We start from the raw sequence: 15,278 nt of genomic DNA, 5'->3' as shown, positions 1-15,278 counted from the left end.
GCGATCGGGATTATGTCTCGGATCCGAGACACTCTCCCCGGAGCCCGGCGGCGGGTTGCCCCGGCAAGCGGGATCAGGGTGACCGAACACCGTTCTGTGGCGGCAGAAATACCTGTGATGGGCGGGGTCCCGGTACTTTTCTCGCCACAGAAGGGCGTTCTGGTACGCGGGTCTCGGATGCGAGACGATGGTGAGATGACTCAGGTGCCCGCCGCGCGCAGAGCCCTCGCGGTGCTGCGGCTGCTGGCCTCGTCGGCTCAGCCGCTGGAGGCCTCGGCGATCGCGCGCACGCTGGACCTGCCCAGATCCAGCACGTACCACCTGCTGACCGAGATGGCGGCCGACGGTTTCGTCACGTACCTGCCGGAGGAGCGCCGCTGGGGGCTCGGAGTCGCCGCCTTCGAGATCGGCTCCGCCTACCTGCGCCAGGGACCGCTTGAGCGGCTCGCCCGGCCGCTGCTGCGGCGGCTGGTGGAGCGCACCGGGGAGATCGCCCAGCTCGGCGTGCTGCACGGGGCCGAGACGCTCTACCTGCTCAAGGAACAGCCCCCGCATCACCCGACCCTGGTGACCGACGTGGGCGTACGGCTCCCGGCCCAGCTCACCGCCAGCGGGCGCTCCATGCTCGCCCATCTGCCCGCCGCCCAGGTCCGCGCGCTGTTCCCGGGCCGCCCGGCGGGCCAGTTCATCGACCGGACCGGCCATGGCCCGCGTTCTCTCCCGGAGCTGCGACGACTGCTGGCCGAAGACCTCCGCAGGGGATGGTCGGTGGAGGACGGTCATGTCACCGAAGGGCTCGCCAGCATCGCGGCTTGCAGTCTCGATCACATCGGCCACCCGGTCGCCGCCCTCACCGTGACGTTTCGCCGCGACACCCGACCCGAGGATTCATGGGCAGAACTCGCCACCCAGGTCCGGACGGCCGCCGCCGATCTCACCAGACGGCTCAGCGGCCACGCCCCGTGAGACACGCCCCTGTGCACCCTGGCGGCAGCGGAAGGCCGCAGAAGGAAGGAGGGGGTGCGGCCGACGGCCGCACCCCCCAGTTGTACGGGGCTAATCCAGCCCCTCCACCGCACCCAAGAGATCCGGCAGGTGCCGGCTGACTTCGCTCAGCGCCTTGACCGAGCGCATCGCCATGTCCAGGGCCCTCTCCGAATCGAGGTCCGGCTCGCCGTTGCCCGAACGGGTGATCAGCGAGGCGCCGACATAGCCGAGCACGGTGACCAGCAGCTCACTCGTCCGGGGCAGCTGCTCGGCCAGTACCTTGCGGCTCGCCTCCACGTCGGGACCGTTGTCAGAGGGGTCAGCCTCCTCCAGCCCGGCCACCGCCGTCTCCAGACGACGGATGGCCTCCTTCAGCTCGCGGAGGTCCCTCGTCCACGCCGGTGGCACATTGCCTTCTGGTTCCACATGGGCCATCTCGTTTGTCGGACGCCGTTGACGTCGGCGTCCTCTCCCTTCACCGAGGACGGTCCGAGCCGCCCGGTGAGAGTCAACAGCTCTCACCGGCGAAGTCACCCCGCCCTGGCCGACCAGGTCCGCCTGACCGCCGCCGACCTGACCCGCCGCCTCAGTGGCAACGCCCCCTGAACGGGACACGGGCGCCCAGACGCACGAGGCAGATGCGGTCGGGCGAGCGCGCTGGTCAAGCCGGGCGGTTGTCACCGTGATGCAGTGCGGAGCCGCGCGATGTTGTGGCCATGACATACCACCCGGGGGGCCGGAAGGGAGACAGTCGAGGCATCGCATCCGTGAGGCCCCTGGCCTGCCACCCCCGGAGTACCGATGAGACTCGCCATGCCATCCCCTCAGGCCGCCCTGCGCATGGTCCTGGCGGTGCCGATCACCGCCGCCCTGACGCTGGCCGCCGTAGCCGGCCCCGCGGCGGCCGATCCGCCGGCACCGGGCTCGGTGCCACCGGATCAGGACCCGTTCTATGCCGCCCCGGCCGACATCGCCTCCTACGCGGCGGGCCAGGTGGTGGCGAGCCGCCAGGTCACCCCGAAGGCCGGCGACCTGGCGAACACCACCAACGCCTGGCAGATCTCCTACCGCACCAACGACTCCCATGACCAACCCGAACTGGCGGTCACCTCGCTGCTGGTGCCCAAGGCGGCGTGGACCGGCACCGGCTCCCGGCCCGTGGTGTCGGTGCAGGCTCCCGAGGACTCCACCGGGACCCAGTGCGCCCCGTCCTACGGGCTGTCGTCGGGCAGCGGCTATGCCGCATCGTCCGCCCTGTTCTCCGCTCCGATCCTCAGCAGGGGCTGGGCCGTGGCGATGCCCGACTTCCAGGGTCCGAAGTCGGTGTTCATGGGCGGCGTCCAGGCCGGTCACGCGGTGCTCGACGGCATCCGCGCGGTGAAGAACTTCAGCACCGCGGGCATCGGCCCGAGCAACCCCTGGGCGCTGAACGGCTACTCCGGTGGCGCCCAGGCGACCGGCTGGGGCGCCGAACTCCAGCCGTCGTACGCTCCGGAGATCAAGCTCGTGGGGACCGCCATGGGCGGGACGCCGGCCGACCCCGCCGCGGTTGCCCGGTCGCTGGACGGCGGCCCGTTCTCCGGCTTCGAGGCCGCCGCCACGGTGAGCCTGGCCACGGAGTACCCCGAGATGGACATCGAAGCGATCATCAACGAGCAGGGCAAGGTGGACCTCGAGAAGGCCCGTGACAAGTGCCTGCCCGACCTGATCCTCGCGTTCCCCTTCCGGAAGCTCGCCGACGAGAGCACCGTCCCCGACCCGCTGTCGGTGCCCTCCGTCGCCGCGGTGCTCAAGAAGAACACGCTGGGCTCCGCGGCCCCCGCATCACCGATCTACAACTACCACGCCAACACCGACGAGATCGTGCCCGTCGCCCAGGCCAACACCCTCACCAAGGCCTGGTGCGCCAAGGGGGCCAAGATCCAGGTCGTGCGGGACGCCATCGGCGAGCACGCCCTGGAGATGGTGACCAGGTTGAACGGAGCCATGACCTACCTCGCCGACCGCTTCGCCGGCAAGACCCCGCCCAGTACCTGCTGACAGACCCGCTCCGGCCCGGCGGCCACGTCCGGTAAGGAGGCATGGTGACGGAGGAAGGGGAGCGCGGCCGGCGGCCACGCTCCCCTCGTTCACTCGGACCAGCCCAGTTGCTGCAACGTGCCGTAGAGCCGCTGCAGGCTGCCGCTGATCTCGTGCATCACCTCGAGCAGGTTGATCACCGTGTCGAGGTTCAGCCCGTCGTTCTCCGCCGGCACGGTGATCGCCGTGCCGACCGAGACGAGAATGGCAGCCAGGCGTTTGGTCGCCCGGGGCAGGTGGTGCTGCAGCGCCTGACGGCACTGCAGCGTGCCGGGATCCTTCGCAGAAGGGTCCGCCACCAGCACGGCCACCCATTCCTTGAACAGACCTAGGAGGTTCTCGAAATCGTCGAGCTCCTCGGTCAACTCCTGTGCCTTCTCGCCTCCTCCATCCACACGGGCCATCTTGTTTGTCGGACGCCGTTGACGTCGGCGTCCTCTCCCTTCACCCGAGACGGTCCGAGCCGCGTGGTGAGAGTCCACAACTCTCGTCGGCGAAGTCACCCAGGAGCGGCGGCAGTTCTCCTCATGTCTCCTCATGGAGTAGCGACCCAGAGAAACCAGTGTGTCCCGCACCGCGTGCCTTGCACGGGTACGGGACACACCAGGGTTCAACCAGGCGCTCAGACCAGGCCGGCCTTCTTCAGCCAGTCCTTGGCCACCGTCTCCTGGTCGGCCTTGTCGACCGCGATCTTCGTCATGATGTCGAGCAGGTCGGTGGTGGTGAGCTTGGCCGACACCGCGTTGAGCGCCGCCTGGCCGGTCTCGTTCACCGCCGCCTTGTAGATCAGCGGCGTGACGTTCTGCGAGCTGAAGACGTGCAGCGGGTCTTCGAGCACGACGAACTTGTTGGTCGCGATCGTCGGGTCGGTGGTGAACAGGTCCGCCGCCTGGATCTGGTCGCTCTTGAGCAGCTTGACCAGCGTGGCCTGCGCTCCGGCGTCGAACGGCTGGAACTTCTTGAACTCCAGGCCGTACTTGGCCTTGAGCCCGACCAGACCCTGCTGACGGGTCTTGAACTCCGACGGGCCGGCGATCGTGAGCGACTTCGCCGAGGCCTTGAGGTCACTGATCGACTTGAGGTTGTACTTGGTGGCGGTCTGCGTGTTCACCGTGACCGAGTCCTTGTCCTCGGCCTGGGAGGATTCGAGGATGCCGACGCTCGGGGGCAGCTTGGCCTTGAGCGCGGCGTTGACCTCCTCGGTCGTGACCGCGGTGCTGGCCTTGTCGACCGAGGTGGTGAGCAGGGCGCCGTTGTACTCGGGAATGACGCTGATGCCGCCCTTGACGACCTGGTCGTAGTAGACCTCGCGGGCACCGATGTTGAACTTGCGGGTGACCTTGAGCCCCTTGGCCTCGAGCGCCTGGGCGTAGATCTCACCCAGCACCGCGCTCTCGGGGAAGTTGGCCGAGCCCACGGTGACGGTGCCACCGCCCGAGCTCGCGGCACCTCCGCCCAGGGGGTTGCTCTTGTCGCCGTCGCTGCCGCCGCAGGCGGTCAGTGCCAGGGCGGCGGTCAGGCCGACGACTACGGCGCGGGCAATGCGTTTCATTCCTTGTTTCCTCTCATGGAACCGGGGGTCACGAAGTGCGTGCCGGGCTGTGCAGCCCGGGCGAGACGATGAGGCGTCGCAGCGCCGAGAAGATCAGCTGGACGACGACGGCCAGCGCGACGATGACGACGGTGCCCCCGATGACGAGCTCGTAGTCGTTACGGGCCAGGCCGTCCACGATGTAGCGGCCCAGCCCGCCCAGGCCGGGTACGGCGGCGATCGTGGCGGTGGCCACGATCTGGATCGCGGCCGTGCGCAGGCCGAGCAGGATCAGCGGCAGCGCGATGGGGACCTCGACCCGCCAGAGCACCGCCCAGCCGGTCATGCCCATCCCGCGCGCGGCGTCCTTGGCGTCGGCGTCGACACCACGGATGCCCTCGTAGGTGTTGACCAGGATGGCCGGCACCGCCAGCGCGATCAACGCGACCAGGACCGGCGTCACGCTGAGGCCGACGAGCGTCACGATGAGGACCACCAGGCCGAGGGTGGGCACCGCCCGGGCCAGGTTGGCCAGGCTGGCGACGGCGAACCCGCCGCGCCCGGTGTGCCCGACGACGAGGCCGAGCGCCAGCCCGACCACGGCGGCGAACAGCAGCGACAGCCCGCTGTAGGTCAGGTGCTCCAGGAGCCGGTGCGGGATGCCGTCCTCGCCGTGCCACTGCGCCGACGAGGCCAGCCACTCCCCGACGAGCTTCATCTGGTTCAGGAAGTCGTTCATGCGCTCCTCCCCCGGGCCCGGGACCACGGTGTGAGCAGCCACTGCACCAGCACCAGTATCGCGTCGGTGGCGAGAGCGAGGATGACGATCAGTACGGTCGCGACGATGATGGGCGTGGGGAAGTCGAGCTGCAGGCCCCGGATGATGTAGAAGCCGAGGCCGCCCTGGCCGATGAGCTGGCCCACCGCCACCAGGCTGATCGACGACACCGCCGCGACCCGTACCCCGGCGATGACCACGGGCACGGCGATGGGCAGCTCGACCTGGACCAGCTGGCGCAGCGGCCCGAAGCCCATCGCGGTGGCCGCCTGCCGGACCGGCGCGGAGACCGAGCCCAGGCCGTCCACCACGTTGGGCACCAGCACCGACAGCGTGTAGAGGGTGAGCGGGATCATGACCGTCGACGGATTGAGCCCGGTGTACTGGACGAACACCATGAACAGCGCCAGCGACGGGATGGCGTACAGCGCGTTGGCGCCGGTCAGGACGATCGGGTACGTCCACTGCCAGCGGCGGCAGACCACGCCGAGCGGCAACGAGATGATCAGGCCGAACAGGACCGGCAGCAGGGCCAGCCGCAGGTGGATGAGCGTGTAGTGGGTGAGCTCGGCGGTGTGGTCGCCGATCCAGTTCCACCGGACCAGCGGCTCGCCGTCCGTGGCGGCGGCCAGTGCTGCGATCACCGGGTGTCACCGCCGGCATCCGGGTCGGCGGCGCCGCCGGTATCGTCCCGGGCGCCGGCCTCAGAACCGGCCTTGGTACCGGCCTCGGCACCGGCCTCACTGGCGGCCTCGGCGTCGCCGTCCGCCTCACTGCCGGCCTCGGTGCCGGCCTCGGTGCCGGTGCCGGCCAGGGCGAGGGCGCTGACCAGGTCCTGCTGACCGGCCACCCCGGCGACACCGCCGTCCGCGTCGATGCCGACCGCCAGCCCGGAGGGCGACAGGATCGCCGCGTCCAGGACCGCACGGGCGGAGTCGCCGTCGAGGCCGAAGGTGTGACCGAGCGGCTCGAGCTCGGCGTCGGCGAGGGTGCCGTCCGCGGGCAGGCCCGCGACGCGCGCCCAGCCCACCGGGCGCCTGCCGTCCTCGACCACCAGCACCCAGTCCTGCCCGGTGGCCCGCGCGTCCGCCACCGGGGACGTCAGCGGGAACACCTCGGGCCGGCGCAGGACCAGGTCCGCCGCCTTCACGAAGGACAGCCGGCGGATGCCCCGGTCATGGCCGATGAAGCCGGCCACGAAGTCGTCGGCCGGGCGGGCCAGCAGGTTCTCCGGCGTGTCGAACTGCACCAGCCGGCCGCCGGTCTGGAAGACGGCGATGCGGTCGCCGAGCTTGATGGCCTCGTCGATGTCGTGGGTGACGAAGACGATCGTCTTCTCCAGCTCGGCCTGCAGCCGCAGGAACTCCGCCTGGAGCTCGGCGCGAACCACCGGGTCCACGGCGCTGAACGGCTCGTCCATCAGCATGATCGGCGGATCGGCGGCGAGCGCCCTGGCGACTCCGACCCGCTGCTGCTGACCGCCGGACAGCTGGAAGGGGTAGCGCTTGGCCATGCCCGGCTCCAGGCCGACCCGCTCCATCAGCTCCAGGGCACGCGCCCGGGCCTTCTTCTTGTCCCAGCCCAGGAGATACGGCACGGTCGCCACGTTGTCGACGATGGTGCGGTGCGGGAACAACCCGGCCTGCTGGATGACGTAGCCGATGCTCCGCCGCAGCTCGGCGGGCTTGCTCTCCCGGACGTCCCGGCCGTCGATGAGCACCCGGCCGGTCGTGGGATCGACCATGCGGTTGATGGTGCGCAGCGCGGTGGTCTTGCCTCCGCCCGAGGTGCCGACGAAGACGGTGATCTGCCCGGTCGGGCACTCCAGGCTGACGTCGTCGAGGGCGACGGTGCCATCAGGGAACCGTTTCGTGACGCCGTCAAAGGTGATCAAGCAACTCACATCCTCGCCGGCGCGGGTCTACGCCTGTGTCTGACACGGATGCCAGGATATTGAACAGGGGACATCTCGTGAGCGACCGTACCTAACGGTTACAAGCCCTTCATGAGGCCGTATCCGGCACATCCGTCCCGGGCATCTATGGTGAAAACCATACAGACTGTTGTGCACCATACAGACTGAAATAGTGAGGAATGCAGGAGGCAAGCGGCCATCAGCAACCGAATCGTGATCGACGGCACGACCCTCACGTGTACCGATGTGGCGCGCATCGCCCGTGAGGAGGATCTCGGCGTGGTCGTCGCCGACAGCGGGGTCAAGCGGGCACGAGCGGCCTGGGAGGTCGCCCGGGAGGTGACCAGGACCCAGGCGGTCTACGGCCGGACCACCGGGGTCGGCGCCAACCGGCTCGTGGACGTCGAATGGGACGACGCCGACGCGCACGGACTGCGCCTGCTGCGCAGTCACGCGGCCGGCGCCGGGCCGCTGCTCGGCCAGGAGACGGTCCGCGCCATGCTGGCCGTCCGGGTGAACCAGCTCGCCGCGGGCGGCTCCGGGGTGGACCCGGGGGTGCTGCGCGTCCTGGCCGACGTGCTCAACCTGCGGCTGACACCTCCCATCCCGATGTACGGGGCGATCGGCACCGGAGACCTCACCGCCCTCGCCTCGACGGCACTGTGCCTGCTGGGAGAGCGCCCCTGGATCGGCGGCGAACGCGGCCCCGGCTTCACGCTGCGCTCCTCCGACGCGCTGGCGTTCATCAGCTCCAACGCCGCCACGCTGGGGGAGTCCGCGCTGGCCGTCTCCGATCTGCGGCGGCTGCTGGGCGCGTCCACCGTGATCACGGCCCTGTCGCTGCTCGCCGTGCACGGATCGGCGGAGCCCTACGCGCCGGTCGTGCACGAGGCCTGCCCGCACCCGGGGCAGCAGAAGGTCGCCGCCGACATGCGCGGGCTGCTGCTGTACGAGCGGCCCTCCCCCGGCCGGATCCAGGACCCCTACGGCTACCGAGCGTTTCCGCAGGTCCACGGCCCAGCCATCGAGATCGGCGGCTATGCCGACGACGTGGTGCGGCGGGAGATCAACGCCGCCGCGGAGAATCCGCTGATCGATGTGGCGAGCCGTACGGCGTGGCACAACGGCAACTTCCACACCGCCTACGTGGGGCTGGCGCTGGACGCGGCCCGGGCGGCGTTGTTCCAGACCGTGGCGCTGTCGGCGGCCCGGCTCGGCACGCTCGTCGAGCCCTCCTTCACCGGGCTGCACCCCTTCCTGGCGGCGAGCGAGTCCAGCTCGGGAGTCATGATCTTGGAGTACGTCGCGCACTCCGCGATCGCCGACGTCCGGCGGTTCGCCTCTCCGGCGGCGCTGGGCAGCGCGGTGCTGTCTCGGGGAGTGGAGGATCACGCGGGGTTCTCCACCCAGTCGGCGCGGGCCACCACGGACGCTCTCGGCGCATACCGCATCGCGCTCGGCTGCGAGCTGGTCGCCGGCGTGCGGGCGCTGCGCATGCAGGGCCGCGCTCCGTCCGGCGGGGCGCTGCGGGCGGCCTTCGACGTCGCCGCCGAGATCCTGGACCCGCGGATGGAGGACCGCCCGCTGGACGCCGACATCGCGAGCGCGGCCGACCTGCTCGACCATGAGGCCTTCGCTCCGTTCTGACGAGCGCGCACCGGGCGCCGGCTCACCGGGCACCCGTGCTCACCGGTGGTCGCGGTCACCGGGCGGCGGGGCCGGTGGAGGCGCGGACGCGCAGGCGCGGATCGCAGACCACCCGTTTGCGCCCGGGCCGGTCGTCGATGGCCCCGACCATCACCTTGACGGCCGCCGCGACGACGCCGTCGATGTTCCAGTCCACGCTCGTCAGCGGAGGGGTGAGCAGCGCCGACATCGGATGGTCGTCGTAGCCCGCGACCGACACGTCGCCGGGCACCGCCAGGCCGAGCTCCCGGGTGGCGGCGTAGACCCCGTAGGCGATGGAGTCGGAGAAGCAGAACAGGGCGGTCGGCCGGTCCGGGCCGGACAGCACCGTCAGCGCGGTGTCCGTGGCGGCGTGCAGCGCCTGGGACGAGGTCACCACGGCCACGTCGAGCCCGAGCCGGGCCGCCTCGGCGTCGACGTAGACGTCGGCCGGACGGTCGGGGGTGCTGGCCCGGGTCGGGGTGAGCACCGTGATCCGGCGATGACCGAGGCCGTGCAGGTGCTCCAGCGCCAGCGTGACGCCGTGCCGGTTGTCGAAGATCACCTCGCCCTGCGCGGTGCCGCCGCGCAGCACATCGCCGATCGAGACCACCGGCAGCGTCCCGGCCAGCTCGGCCCAGAACTCCGCGGCCGGGTCCAGCGGCTGGACGATCAGCCCGTCGACCCGCTGGTCGCGCAGCTGCCGGGCGAGGGCGACCTCCCGCTCGGGATCCTCGGCCGCGTCGAGGATGATCGCGTAGCGGTCCTGGGCGAGCAGGCCCCGGCCGATGCCGACCGCCAGCGACTGCTGCCAGAAGTCCTCCAGCGAGCCGCAGAGCAGCCCGACCATGCCGCTGCGGCCGCTGGCCAGGGCCCGGGCGATCGGATGCGCCTCGTAGCCCAGCTCCGCCGCCGCCTTGCGGACCCGCTCCTGGGTGACCTCGGAGGTCTGGATGCCGCGCAGCGCGTACGAGACCGCCGCGGGGGAAAGGCCTGTCGCCTTGGCCACCTCACGAATGGTCGCTCGCTTGCTGCGCTGTGCCACTGACCCAACATTAGCCTCGGGCTCCGACAGAACCCCGTCCCCCGGGACGGGGGTGACCGCCCGCCACGGCCGCCACCTGCGGTCGCAGGACTTGACTACGGCTTACTTAACCGGTTCACTGAAGCGGTTCAGTAAATCGGTTCACCCACTGCCTCACGGGTGATCCGTCTACTGCCCCACCCACTGCCTCATCCACTGACCACATACCGATTCATACAGATTCATACGGATTCACACCGGCTCACCTGCGCTCATTCGGGTGGCCGGTTCATCAGGCGGCCCGGCCCCCGCCGGGGCGGGCGTCTCCGGGAGGAGTGATCGAATGTCTTCAGCCGTTCCGCGGCAGCAACCGAAGTCCGACCGCCCACTCGACAAGCGCGAACTGCGTGACCTCGTCGACGCGCTGGCCGGCCGGCCGGACGAGTGGCGCGACCAGATCGCCTTCCCGGACGGGCAGCGGCACTATGTCTCGCTGCACAGGGACCAGCACGTCGACGTGTGGCTGCTGTGCTGGACCCCCGGCAACGACACCGGCTGGCACGACCACGACATCTCCTCCGGCGCGGTCCACGTGATCAGCGGCGCGCTGAAGGAGTCCAACCCCCGGATCGGCGGCGCCCACCTGGAGACGCTCATGCCGGCCGGTGCGTCCTTCTGCTTCGGACCCGACCACATCCACCGGCTCGTCGGCGCCGCCGACCGCAGCGTGTCCATCCACGCCTACTCCCCGCCGCTGGAGCGGCTCGGCCAGTACTCCATGGACGACGGGGTGCTCCGGCGCATCTCGGTCAGCTACGCCGACGAGCTGAGCCCGATCGGCGACGTGGCCTGACGGCTCAGAGCAGCGGCCGCGCCAGCGAGAGCGAGAAGTCGCCCGCGGGATCGGTCCACCACTGGTCGAGGACCAGGCCCGACTGGGCGAGTTCGTCGGCCAGCCGCTCCCGGCGGAACTTCGCCGAGATCTCGGTGCGCATCTCCTCGCCCGCGGCGAACCGGACCTCGAGGTCGAGCGTCTCGACCCGTACGGTCTGGTCGGCGAGCGAGCGCAGCCGCATCTCGATCCACTCGTTCTCGGCGTCCCAGAGCGCGACGTGCTCGTAGGCGTCCGGCACGAAGTCCGCGCCCAGCTCCCGGTTGATCACGCGGAGCACGTTCTTGTTGAAGGCGGCGGTGACCCCCCGGGCGTCGTCGTAGGCCCGGACCAGCCGCCGGGGATCCTTGACCAGATCCGCGCCGACCAGCAGCGTGTCGCCCTCGCCCATCGTGGCCCGCACGCCGCCGAGGAAGCCGATCCGCTCGGCCGGGGTCATGTTGCCGATCGTGCCGCCCAGGAAGACCAGCAGCCGGTCCGGCCCGCTCGGCAGCAGGTGCAGGTGCCGCTCGTAGTCGGCCACGACGGCGTGCACGGCCAGGCCGGAGTGGTCCCGGGCGATCCGGACGGCCGCGTCGGCCAGGAACTCGCCGCTCACGTCGACCGGGACATAGGTCTTCAGCGTGCCGTCCAGCGCGTCCAGCAGCAGCCGGGTCTTCTCCCCCGACCCCGCGCCGAGCTCCACCAGGATGCGCGCCCGGGTGGCCTCGGCGATGTCGGGTGCGCGCTGGGCGAGGATGGCCCGTTCCCTGCGGGTCGGGTAGTACTCCTCCAGCCTGGTGATCTCCTCGAAGAGGCCGCTGCCCCGCTCGTCGTAGAACCACTTCGGCGGCAGCCGCTTGGGCTCGGCGGTCAGCCCCTGGGCCACGTCCAGCCGCAGGGCCTTCTCGAGGTCGTCAGGGGTCAGGAATTCATCGATGACGGACACGTGTGATCTCCTTCTCTCGGCCCTTCGTGATCATTTGGTCGTGCCGGGGCACGCCGGCGGACCGGCGTGCCTCGGCGACGGCCGTCACGGCGGGGACATCGGGCGAATCTGGATCACCGGGGTGTGGTCCTGCAGGGTGGCGGTCACCACGGAGCCGTCGGGCACGCGCTGCCAGCCCGGGTCGTCGTCGTACGGCTCCGAGGCGATGACCGCGGCATCCGGAAGGGCCCGGACGAACAGCGAGTCCCCCCAGGTGGTGGCGGCGAGGGACCGTCCGTCCGCGGCCAGCAGGTTGTAGCGGCCCAGCGCGAGCGCGGCGATCGAGAGGACGGTGTCGGCCAGGCCGTCCGCGAGGGAACGGCCGGCCCGCCACCGACCCACCGCCATGGCGAACAGCAGCGCGGAGTCGACCGGCGCCCGGGCCTCCGGCACCGCCGACAGATCGCCGGCCAGCTCGCGCAGCTTCGGCTCCACCGAGCCGAAGTCCTCGATCCTGCCGTTATGGCTGAACAGCCACGACTCGCAGCGCAGCGGCTGGGCGCACGACTCGTCGACCGGGAAGCCGACCGTCGCGGACCGGACCGCCGCGAGCACCGAGCCCGCCGAGACGACCTCCGCCACCTCGGCGAACGAGACGTCGGTCCAGATGGGCACCGACCGGCGGTAGCGCACGGTCCGGTCCCCGTCGTGCCACCCGACGCCGAAGCCGTCCGCGTTGAGCACGTTGTAGAGGTTGAACCGCGGGGCGTACGACTGGCGCCGCAGCGAGTGCGGCGGGTCGTACAGCAGGGAGTTCAGCGGAGTCCGCGGGCCGAGGTAGGCCAGATGGCGGCACATCAGAGCGACCTCGCGCAGCGGAAACCAGCGAAGATCTGGCGCCGGACGGGCAGGTCCCAGTTTCGGAACGTGCCACGGGAGACGCTGGGATCGGTCGCCCAGGACCCGCCGCGCAGCACCTTGTACTCGCCGTGCCCGCCGAAGAAGACCTCGGAGTACTCCCGGTAGGGGAAGGCGCGGAATCCGGGATAGCCGTCGAAGTCCGACGACGTCCACTCCCAGACGTCCCCGAGGAGCTGCCGTACCCCGTACGCGGACGCACCGGCCGGGAACGACCCGGCCGCCGCGGGACGCAGCATCCGCTGGCCGAGGTTGGCCTTGCCCTCCTGATAGGAGTCGCCCCAGGGGAACCGCCTCGACCGCGCCGCGGCGGGGTCCCAGCGGGCGGCCTTCTCCCACTCGGCCTCGGTGGGCAGCCGTTTGCCCGCCCACCGGGCGTAGGCGTCCGCCTCGTACCAGCAGACGTGCTGCACGGGTTCGTCCGGCGGCACCTCCTCGACCCGGCCGAAGCGGCGGCGCAGCCATCCCGGGCCGCCGTCGTCGCGCAGCCAGAAGGCGGGCGCCTCGACCTGCTTGGAGGTACGCCACTCCCAGCCGGCCGGATGCCACCAGCGCCGGTCGCCGTAACCGCCGTCCGCCATGAACGCCAGGTAGTCCCCGCAGGTGACGGGCGCGGTGTCGAGGTAGTAGCCGGGCAGGTCCACCACGTGCGCCGGGCGCTCGTTGTCGTAGGCCCAGGGGTCGTCCGAGGTGCCCAGCTCGAAGGGCCCCGCCTCGATCAGCACCTCCCCCGCCGGCCGGTCACCGGAACCGTCGGCCGCCGCGACCGCGCCGGGCGGATCGAGGAGGGCGGGAGCGCCCGTACGGAGCTGGTGGGTGGCGAGCATCGTCTCGTCGTGCTGGTGCTCGTGCTGCACGACCATGCCGTACACGAAACCGCCGGCGGTCAGCGGGTCCTCGGGGCGAAAACGCACCGAGGCCAGCGAGTCGAGCACCTTGGACCGCACGGTCGCGATGTAGGTCCGCGCCTCGCCGGGCGCAAGCAGCGGCAGCGACGGCCGGGTGGCACGCGGATGCTCGAACGCGTCGTAGAGCGTGTCGATCTCGGGCCGCATCGGCTGGACGCCGGCCGCCTCCCGCAGCAGCCACAGTTCCTCGTAGTTGCCCACGTGGGCCAGGTCCCAGACGAGCGGGGACATCAGCGGGGAGATCTGGGCGACCAGCTCGGTCTCGTCGAGCGCCTCGGTGGTCAGGCCGAAGCTGCGATCGCGTACGGCCGTGAGCTCGGCGGCGATCAGCTCTTTGAGCGCCTCCTCGTCGGCTTCGGAGACGGGCGGTACGGAGACGGGCAGGTCGGAGACGGGCACTGCGGGGACGGGCCGGCTCAGCGGTTCCATGACAGATCCTCCTCGACTGGGGCGGCGGGCGTCAGCGTGAGGTCGTCCGCCGGGCACCGCCCGCGCTCGATGTAGCGGTTGTAGTAGTCGTCGACCACCGGGAGCAGGCTCTCCGCGCCCAGCCGGGGCAGCGCGTCGCGGGCGGCCTCGAAACACTCGCGGGCCGCACGGGCGAGATCCCGGTCGGCCAGCGCGTCCCTGGCGGCCTCCCGGTGGCGTCCGGCGACCGGCTCGGCGGCCTCCTCCGCCCGCCGGGAGGCCACCGGGTCGTCCATCAGCGCGGTGACGAGGGCGACCGGCACCGGCCAGTACGGCTCCGGCAGCGCGTCGATCATGCGCAGCTCGTACCAGCCGCGCGGCCGCACCGGCGGGAACAGCGTGGACAGGTGGTAGTCCAGGTCCTCCCAGGTGGGCTCACCGGTCGCCACCCACTCCCGGAAGGTCGTTCCCGGGTCCGCCAGCCAGCCGCCGTCCGGGGTGCGGCGCATCATGACCTTGGCGTCGAGCGCGTAGCGGGCCCAAGCCTCGGCCGGGTCCGCGCCGGCCGGCGCGCCGGTGCGGCCCGGGTCCAGGGCGTTCCAGATCGCCTGCCGGGTCGACTTGAGGCCGGTACGGCGACCGGCCCGCAACGGCGAGTTGGCGAACGCGGCGATCAGGATCGGGCCGAGCGCGTGCGCCAGCCGCCAGCGGCGGACGGCGTCGGCGGAGTCGGCCCCGACGTCCACGCAGACCTGCACCGAGGCGGTCCCGCACATCATCGGCAGCCCGCCCTCCTCGGAGTGGGTGTCGAAGAAGGTGCTCATGCACAGATACCGCTGGTCGCGGGTCTGCATGAAGGGAGCGCGCACTGGGTCGACCCCGTGCCCGGCGAGGGTGAGGTCCCCCAGTGCCTTCCGGACGAACGCCAGGTCGAGCGAGAGCGCCTCGTGCAGCGCGGCGAGCCCGGGCTGCGGGGCGGAGCTGACCTCCAGCTGACCGCCGGGCTCATAGGTGATCAGGCCGCCGGCCGGCAGCGGACCGGCCGCCTCCATCAGGTCGCGCAGGTCGTCCAGGGCGACGTGCGCGCCCGGACGCCGGGGATCGACGACGAGCCACTCGGTCTCGGCCCCGACGACACCGGGCGGACCGGTCTTGAAACACACCCCGTAGCTGTGCTGGTAGACGTCATCCAGCGTCAAATGGGTCACAGCGGACATCTCCTCCCGAGCACGGATACCTGGACATTCCCAGCTGAACCGCATCAGA

Annotated in this window: 15 protein-coding genes; 4 read left to right on the top strand and 11 right to left on the bottom strand. The window is 71.1% G+C overall.

The annotated features are described in order from the left end of the window. The first annotated feature begins 195 nt into the window (after positions 1 to 195). Complete coding sequence (locus tag ACRYCC_RS13980) at positions 196 to 966, top strand: IclR family transcriptional regulator (protein ID WP_433811979.1); 771 nt, start codon at positions 196 to 198, stop codon at positions 964 to 966. 90 nt (positions 967 to 1,056) lie between these two features. Here the strand turns inward: ACRYCC_RS13980 and ACRYCC_RS13975 are convergent, their stop codons facing one another. Continuing rightward, positions 1,057 to 1,422, bottom strand: coding sequence for a hypothetical protein (locus ACRYCC_RS13975; protein ID WP_433811977.1), 366 nt, complete (start codon positions 1,420 to 1,422; stop codon positions 1,057 to 1,059). Between the two features lie 378 nt (positions 1,423 to 1,800). On the opposite strand from ACRYCC_RS13975, the gene ACRYCC_RS13970 reads away from it, so the two are divergent. Beyond that, positions 1,801 to 3,027 carry a lipase family protein gene (locus ACRYCC_RS13970; RefSeq protein WP_433811976.1) on the top strand — a complete coding sequence of 409 codons (1,227 nt, stop codon included), beginning with the start codon at positions 1,801 to 1,803 and terminating at the stop codon, positions 3,025 to 3,027. Between the two features lie 89 nt (positions 3,028 to 3,116). Here the strand turns inward: ACRYCC_RS13970 and ACRYCC_RS13965 are convergent, their stop codons facing one another. From ACRYCC_RS13965 to ACRYCC_RS13945, 5 genes are all read right to left on the bottom strand, one after another. After that, positions 3,117 to 3,431 (bottom strand): hypothetical protein, encoded by a 315-nt coding sequence (locus ACRYCC_RS13965; protein WP_433811975.1) that lies wholly within the window; start codon positions 3,429 to 3,431, stop codon positions 3,117 to 3,119. A gap of 257 nt (positions 3,432 to 3,688) precedes the next feature. After that, complete coding sequence (locus tag ACRYCC_RS13960; RefSeq protein WP_433811973.1) at positions 3,689 to 4,618, bottom strand: ABC transporter substrate-binding protein; 930 nt, start codon at positions 4,616 to 4,618, stop codon at positions 3,689 to 3,691. A gap of 28 nt (positions 4,619 to 4,646) precedes the next feature. Then, a complete protein-coding gene (locus ACRYCC_RS13955) occupies positions 4,647 to 5,336 on the bottom strand; it encodes an ABC transporter permease (protein ID WP_433811971.1) in 690 nt (229 codons plus the stop codon). Next, positions 5,333 to 6,019, bottom strand: a complete 687-nt coding sequence (locus tag ACRYCC_RS13950; protein ID WP_433811969.1) for an ABC transporter permease — start codon at positions 6,017 to 6,019, stop codon at positions 5,333 to 5,335. The genes ACRYCC_RS13955 and ACRYCC_RS13950 overlap by 4 nt, the downstream gene beginning before the upstream one ends. After that, entirely contained in the window at positions 6,016 to 7,269 is a 1,254-nt protein-coding gene (locus tag ACRYCC_RS13945) for an ABC transporter ATP-binding protein (RefSeq protein WP_433811967.1), read from the bottom strand. The genes ACRYCC_RS13950 and ACRYCC_RS13945 overlap by 4 nt, the downstream gene beginning before the upstream one ends. A 234-nt stretch (positions 7,270 to 7,503) precedes the next feature. On the opposite strand from ACRYCC_RS13945, the gene ACRYCC_RS13940 reads away from it, so the two are divergent. After that, complete coding sequence (locus ACRYCC_RS13940; protein WP_433811965.1) at positions 7,504 to 8,937, top strand: aromatic amino acid ammonia-lyase; 1,434 nt, start codon at positions 7,504 to 7,506, stop codon at positions 8,935 to 8,937. Positions 8,938 to 8,992: 55 nt separating this feature from the next. On the opposite strand, the gene ACRYCC_RS13935 is transcribed toward ACRYCC_RS13940, so the two are convergent. Further along, entirely contained in the window at positions 8,993 to 9,964 is a 972-nt protein-coding gene (locus ACRYCC_RS13935) for a LacI family DNA-binding transcriptional regulator (protein ID WP_433811963.1), read from the bottom strand. Positions 9,965 to 10,322: 358 nt separating this feature from the next. On the opposite strand from ACRYCC_RS13935, the gene ACRYCC_RS13930 reads away from it, so the two are divergent. Then, positions 10,323 to 10,832, top strand: a complete 510-nt coding sequence (locus ACRYCC_RS13930) for a cysteine dioxygenase (RefSeq protein ID WP_433811961.1) — start codon at positions 10,323 to 10,325, stop codon at positions 10,830 to 10,832. 4 nt (positions 10,833 to 10,836) lie between these two features. Here ACRYCC_RS13930 and egtD read toward each other — a convergent pair whose 3' ends face one another. The 4 genes from egtD to egtA form a co-directional block, all read right to left on the bottom strand. Beyond that, entirely contained in the window at positions 10,837 to 11,790 is a 954-nt protein-coding gene (gene egtD, locus ACRYCC_RS13925; RefSeq protein WP_433812182.1) for an L-histidine N(alpha)-methyltransferase, read from the bottom strand. A 93-nt stretch (positions 11,791 to 11,883) separates the two neighbouring features. Next, entirely contained in the window at positions 11,884 to 12,636 is a 753-nt protein-coding gene (egtC, locus tag ACRYCC_RS13920; RefSeq protein ID WP_433811959.1) for an ergothioneine biosynthesis protein EgtC, read from the bottom strand. Beyond that, the gene (egtB, locus tag ACRYCC_RS13915) at positions 12,636 to 14,033 is read right to left on the bottom strand and encodes an ergothioneine biosynthesis protein EgtB (RefSeq protein ID WP_433811957.1); all 1,398 of its coding nucleotides are present in this window, start codon (positions 14,031 to 14,033) and stop codon (positions 12,636 to 12,638) included. The genes egtC and egtB overlap by 1 nt, the downstream gene beginning before the upstream one ends. Then, positions 14,021 to 15,220, bottom strand: a complete 1,200-nt coding sequence (gene egtA / locus ACRYCC_RS13910) for an ergothioneine biosynthesis glutamate--cysteine ligase EgtA (RefSeq protein ID WP_433811955.1) — start codon at positions 15,218 to 15,220, stop codon at positions 14,021 to 14,023. The genes egtB and egtA overlap by 13 nt, the downstream gene beginning before the upstream one ends. Positions 15,221 to 15,278 lie beyond the last annotated feature (58 nt).

The sequence above is a fragment of the Actinomadura scrupuli genome, from assembly GCF_050971785.1.
In the GTDB taxonomy this organism is placed as follows: Bacteria; Actinomycetota; Actinomycetes; order Streptosporangiales; family Streptosporangiaceae; genus Actinomadura_E; species Actinomadura_E scrupuli.
This window is presented reverse-complemented; position numbering and strand designations above follow the sequence as displayed.